This is a genomic window from Methanobacterium formicicum (assembly GCF_029848115.1).
Classification (GTDB): domain Archaea; phylum Methanobacteriota; class Methanobacteria; order Methanobacteriales; family Methanobacteriaceae; genus Methanobacterium; species Methanobacterium formicicum.
Genome location: NZ_JARVXG010000002.1, coordinates 1 through 2,615, shown reverse-complemented (window position 1 = coordinate 2,615; position 2,615 = coordinate 1). Strand labels below are relative to the sequence as shown.

Annotated in this window: 3 protein-coding genes; 2 read left to right on the top strand and 1 reads right to left on the bottom strand. The window is 29.2% G+C overall.

The window, feature by feature from the left end; genetic code table 11:
* A partial coding sequence (locus tag QC759_RS00040) for a transglutaminase-like domain-containing protein (protein ID WP_279844506.1) occupies nt 1-521 on the top strand: 521 nt, incomplete at its 5' end.
* A 259-nt stretch (nt 522-780) separates the two neighbouring features.
* Nucleotides 781-1,908: a glycosyltransferase family 4 protein gene (locus QC759_RS00035; RefSeq protein ID WP_048073368.1), complete on the top strand. Its 1,128-nt coding sequence runs from the start codon at nt 781-783 to the stop codon at nt 1,906-1,908.
* A gap of 25 nt (nt 1,909-1,933) precedes the next feature.
* Here the strand turns inward: QC759_RS00035 and QC759_RS00030 are convergent, their stop codons facing one another.
* On the bottom strand, nt 1,934-2,458 hold the full coding sequence (locus tag QC759_RS00030; RefSeq protein WP_144405543.1) for a class I SAM-dependent methyltransferase: 525 nt from the start codon (nt 2,456-2,458) through the stop codon (nt 1,934-1,936).
* Nucleotides 2,459-2,615: the final 157 nt, after the last annotated feature.

Genomic DNA, 2,615 nt, shown 5'->3' with positions numbered 1-2,615 from the left:
ACACCAGCGGAAACAAAGCAGCCTTCGCAGCAATGAAACCATGGGTAGCAGTAATATATATTGGACCAACTGGTTTAGAATCGTATTTAGGAGCTACAGCTAATTGTCAATCAAATAATCCAACTATTATAGCTTATGCTAATGGTATTGTTGGAAATACTACTGATCCTTATGAAAAAGCGGTTAAAATCTTTAACTGGGTCAGAGATTGTGTGGAATATTCCTTTTATTACAATACTACCAAAGGAGCACTTGGGGTTTTAAATGATGGAAATGGGAATTGCTGCGATATTGCACATTTAATTGTCGCTTTAAGCCGAGCCACAGGCTTAGCTGCACGCTATGAACATGGAACCTGTAATTTTGCAAGTGGAACATATGGTCATGTTTGGGCCCAAATCTACGTTGGTGCATGGTTTAATGCCGATGGAAGTAATAACTACAATGAATTTGGAGTTATTAACAATTGGGATACTTCAAACTATATCCATAGGGGATACTACGCTAGTTTACCATTTTAAACCCTTTTTTGAAATAATCTTTTTAATAATTTTTTTAAAAAAATATATTACATTTCTTTTTTATAAATAACAGGTTATTTAAATACTATTCACCAAAGGAAGTTAATATTATAATCTTTTGATTACAACACCCGATTTAACATCATATAATTGAGAAGCTAATTATAGAAAAGAAAAATATATAACCCAATAAAGAATTGAAACACTTCATTATGTGCCATGCCAGACTACCAGATTACTCATCAATCAGGGGAATATTATGAAAAATTCCAAAAAAAAGTATTTATGCATTTTTCCAAAACTCATGAATTTTCATTTGATTAAAGATGTGGGGCTGTTACCTTATACCATGGGAAAATCATTTAATTATGATGCGGCAATTCTCACTTATAATAATGATGACTATGATTATCTCAAAGCGGAGTTGAATAGTGAATATCTAAAATTAATTTTCCTTAATAAAAAATTTAAGACTGAAACCAGGGATGTTTTATGTTATCTAATAAAAAATTCTAGAAAAATAGATGTATTACAATCATTTCATCTTCATGATACTATAGGTATTTTCTCTTATTTCTTAGTTTACAAACTTTTGAATCCCCAGGGAAAAACCTATGTAAAATTGGATGCTGATGATTTAATAACTTCAATCTTGATAAACAAAAAGGGAGTTTTTGGATTCCTGCAAAAGATTGCCATTAAACATTTAATAGACTGTATAAGCGTGGAATCGTCTAAACAATATAAGAAACTAATTGAAACAGAAACTATACCTCCAAATAAGCTGATTCGCATCCCCAATGGAATATATATTAGCCAAAAAACTAAAATACCGAAAAAAAAGAATTATATTTTAACTGTAGGAAATTTAGGGACTCCTGCAAAAGCAACTGAAGTTTTATTAGAAGCTTTTTCCAAAATTGAAAAATTAGAGGATTGGAAATTAGTTCTTATTGGCAGTATAGAAAAATCATTTGAAGAAGAATATATCAAAAAATATTTTATAGAAAACCCTCATTTAAAAGATAAAGTAATATTTAAAGGATATGTATCTGACAGAGATAAGATCTATAAATTTTACTCTCAATCAAAAATCTTTTGTTTCCCTTCAAGATCCGAAAGCTTTGGAATAGCTTTAATAGAAGCGGCCTATTTTGGAAATTACCTTGTTACTACTGATGTTGGTGGAGCAAAAGATCTGCTAAAAATAATTGATTATGGTGAATTAATCAAACAGGATGATAGTGATTATTTGGCTGAAAGGCTACAAAAATTAATTTTAAACCCTGGAAAATTGGAAAAAAATCCTAAGAAATTAATGAAAGAAGTTAATGAAAATTATAATTGGTCCAATTTGTGTAAAAAGATTTATAAAATGATAAATTAGTAACTATATTCATTATCTCTATTTTCTAGATCAGAAAATTTTCAATAATTCCAATAACTAATCCATTAGCTCTATAATATGGGATGAAATCATAATTAAGATTATCAATATCTTCCCGACTAACTTGCCTCCATTGATTATCTTTACTAATTCGTTTCAAATAGTAAACTTCACTAAAAGGAAGCTTTTTATCTTTTAATAATTTATCTAATATTCCATTATATCCAATTGGCAAGGTAACAATAATTTTTCCTCGATTATTAAGTAAAGATTCGAGTTTTCTGATGGCTTTTGGAATTTTAGTATCATCTAAAGAACTAATATCCCCCTGAACATTATTATCAAAAACATGTTCATCCCAACCAACATGTTCCAAAGTTGAAATACTGACAATCAGATCATACTTTTCAGAACTCGGGATTTCTGAGATGTCACAGTTAATAACCCCTTTGTTTTTCTCATATTTATCAACAATATCATGATTTACAGGGAAATAATGAGAAATAACATTTCCAACTTCAAGGATCCTTTTGGAATCACTGCTACCCATAATTTCCATCATTATAGGAATTTCAATTGTTCTCTCATTCTTCCAAGTAGTATTGTAAATATGATAAAAATAATTATACCTCTTCTCATTAAATTCAAAATATAATCTTGATTTAAAAATTTTGTAATAATGGCTTTGTAGAAACCCTTTTTTTTAG

Bases quoted from the DNA above. Each gene is read 5' to 3' on its own strand.
- QC759_RS00035 (WP_048073368.1), top strand. From the start codon at position 781: ATGAAAAATTCCAAAAAAAAGTATTTATGCATTTTTCCAAAACTCATG.
- QC759_RS00030 (WP_144405543.1), bottom strand. From the start codon at position 2,458: ATGGGTAGCAGTGATTCCAAAAGGATCCTTGAAGTTGGAAATGTTATT.